This is a genomic window from Ruegeria sp. BHSB056, assembly GCF_059613305.1.
Window position 1 is genome coordinate 1 of record NZ_JBXWSG010000163.1, and the last position, 2,973, is coordinate 2,973.

Genomic DNA, 2,973 nt, shown 5'->3' on the forward strand with positions numbered 1-2,973 from the left:
CCAGCAATGCCCAGAGATTGGGTTTCGTTTCGGGGGCAAGGGCGTATCCGGCGACTTCTGCACCAGCCTCGGCCAGCCAGGCAGCCAGCCAGGCGCCTTTGAAGCCGGTATGCCCGGTTACAAGCACCCTGCGTCCGGAAAACGCGCTCGCACTCATTCCCAGATTTTCCACGGCGCATTGCCTGTGGCCCAGTGTTCTTCCAGTTCCTGGCGTTCGCGAATAGTGTCCATGGGCTGCCAGAAGCCTTTATGTTCAAAGGCCATCAGCTCGCCATCGCGCGTCAGGTTCATCAGGGGGCTGCGTTCCCAGGCGGTATCGTCGCCGTCAATGTAATCGCCCACTTTGGGGGACAGCACGAAAAATCCGCCATTGATCAGCCCACCATCCCCGACGGGTTTTTCAGAGAAATTCAGGACCTGATTGCTCTGCAGCTCGAGCTGGCCGAAGCGGCGGGGCGGAGGAACTGCCGTGACGGTTGCGAGCTTGCCATGCGCCCGGTGAAAATTGATCCCGGCCCGAATGTCGATATCACCAACACCGTCGCCATAGGTCAGGCAGAACGCTTCTTCATCCTTGAGCAGATGCATGACCCGGCGAAGTCGCCCGCCAGTCTGGCTGTCGTCTCCGGTGTCGATCAGTGTCACGCGCCACGGTTCTGACTTGCTGTTAGCAATTTCAAGACCGCCACTGGCCAGGTCGATCGTGACGTCCGAGTTGTGCAGAAAGAAATTCGCGAAGAATTCCTTGATGACATAACCTTTGTACCCCAGGCAGACGATGAAATCAGTGACGCCATGGGCCGCGTAGATTTTCATGATATGCCAGATGATCGGTCTACCACCAATCTCAACCATGGGTTTTGGTATCTTGACGGTTTCTTCGCTGAGCCGCGTGCCTAAGCCACCGGCCAGAATAACGCATTTCATAAAATTACTCCCTCGTTAACAACGAGACTGGCTACCAATACACTCATCTTAACCCGGATCTGGGCATCCGGGTTATTGCAAACATTCGCACGCATTAGGACGACAGCGCCGCCACCCTGTCAAGATTCACAAAGCCACGAGTCGTGAGGCACTGAATTTCCTGTTGCCTTGGCGCTCAAACATACACAATGGGTGGAAAGAGGCGATATTGTTGACACGCTCTTTCAGCCGGGCAATCCAGTGAAGAACATCACAGAGATAGCGCTCAAAAGAGCTCATATTCAGGGTCGTACATGTTGTATCAGAATTGCGCGGACCAAATGCACATTTCACACCTGCGGGAAATTTTGACAAAGCTATACCGGTCGGAAAACATCGTTACGATTCAAATTATTGGAAAAAGCGCATGCGGTTTAGGACTGTGTAGGAGACAGAGGTTTTTACCAATTCTGAACCGGTTTTCGACACAGGCGATCCGGTTCGCATCTGCCCCCTCTCTTTATGGGATGGACAACGGGTGCGGTTCGTCTAATCAGGGTGCCTATTTTCTGTACGGAAGGCCGGGCTTCAAAACTCAGGCCCTCTGTTTAGGGCGCTGACAGGATTTTGTTGTGAATCCCGGATAACCTCTTGTAGCCTTAGGTAAGTGTTTTGGTATGGGTGTTAGTCATTTGAAAAAAGATATTGTTCCCGTTGTCGTCATCGGTGGTGGCCCCGCAGGGCTGACAGCCGCCTATGAACTGCAAAAACTGAGCGGCACACATGTTCCCCGGGTCTTTGAGGCTTCGGATATGGTGGGCGGCATTTCCCGAACGGAAACGCATAAAGGGTATCGCTTTGACATAGGCGGCCATCGGTTTTTCACCAAGGTGCGTGAGGTCGAGGACATGTGGCATGAGGTGATGGGGGATGATTTCATCACCGTGCAACGCCTGAGCCGCATCTTCTACCGCAACAAATTTTATGATTATCCGCTGCGGATCTTCAATGCTCTTGGCAATATCGGCCCTTACGAGACCTACAAGATCATCGGCAGTTTCATCAAATGGAAGATCCGACCGCGCCAGCAGGAAGACACCTTTGAAGATTGGGTCGTCAACCGCTTTGGCGGACGGCTCTACATGCATTTCTTCCACAGCTACACCAAGAAGGTCTGGGGTATTCCACCGTCGGAAATCCGGGCCGACTGGGCTGCGCAGCGGATCAAGAACCTATCCCTGCCCAAAGCGGTCTGGAACGCGATTTCGGGGGCCAATGATACGGCCAGCCTGATCGAGGAATTCCAGTATCCCCGTCTGGGCCCCGGCATGATGTGGGAAAAGACCCGCGATCTGATCCGGGAAAAGGGCGGTTCGGTCGAAACCCGTTCCGAAGTAGTGAAGGTCAACCGCGATGGTAACCGCGTCACGTCGATTGATGTGCGTCATTGGGACGAAAGCGGTGACAAAACAACCGAACGGGTCGAGGGTGAGGAATTCATCAATTCGATGGCCGTGCGCGATCTGATCCATTCCTTTGATCCACCACCACCACCCGAGGTGGTCGAGGCTGCCGATCGCCTGAAGTATCGTGATTTCCTGATCGTGACCCTGATCCTGGATCACGCCGATCCGTTCCCGGACAACTGGATTTACATCCACAGCCCACAGGTGAAGGTTGGTCGCATCCAGAATTTCCGAGCCTGGTCTGCAGAAATGCTGCCCGATCAGAATACAGCCTCGATCGGGATGGAATATTTCTGCCAGAAAGGTGACGGGTTGTGGTCGTCAAGTGATGAAGATCTCAGGCATCTTGCCAGTGAAGAGCTTGAAAAGCTTGGTCTGGCCAAGGCCAGAGACGTCATTGATCACGCGGTTATCCGGCAGCCCAAGGCCTATCCGGTCTATGACAGCGAATACAAAGAGGCACTGGACACGGTCAGCGACTGGCTGAAGACGCTGGAAAACTTCCAGACCGTGGGTCGCAATGGTTTGCACCGCTACAACAACCAGGATCATTCCATGCTGTCGGCGATGTATGCCGCCCGCAATATCATGGGCAAGAACT

The 2,973-nt window shown here is 54.0% G+C and carries 2 protein-coding genes; one reads left to right on the top strand and one right to left on the bottom strand.

The features are described from left to right. Positions 1-153 precede the first annotated feature (153 nt). The gene (gene rfbF / locus AC2FND_RS19895) at positions 154-927 is read right to left on the bottom strand and encodes a glucose-1-phosphate cytidylyltransferase (protein ID WP_480897089.1); all 774 of its coding nucleotides are present in this window, start codon (positions 925-927) and stop codon (positions 154-156) included. Between the two features lie 671 nt (positions 928-1,598). Here rfbF and AC2FND_RS19900 point away from each other — a divergent pair. Continuing rightward, positions 1,599-2,973, top strand: a 1,375-nt coding sequence (locus AC2FND_RS19900) for an NAD(P)/FAD-dependent oxidoreductase (protein WP_496771435.1), incomplete at its 3' end; no start/stop codon positions are given.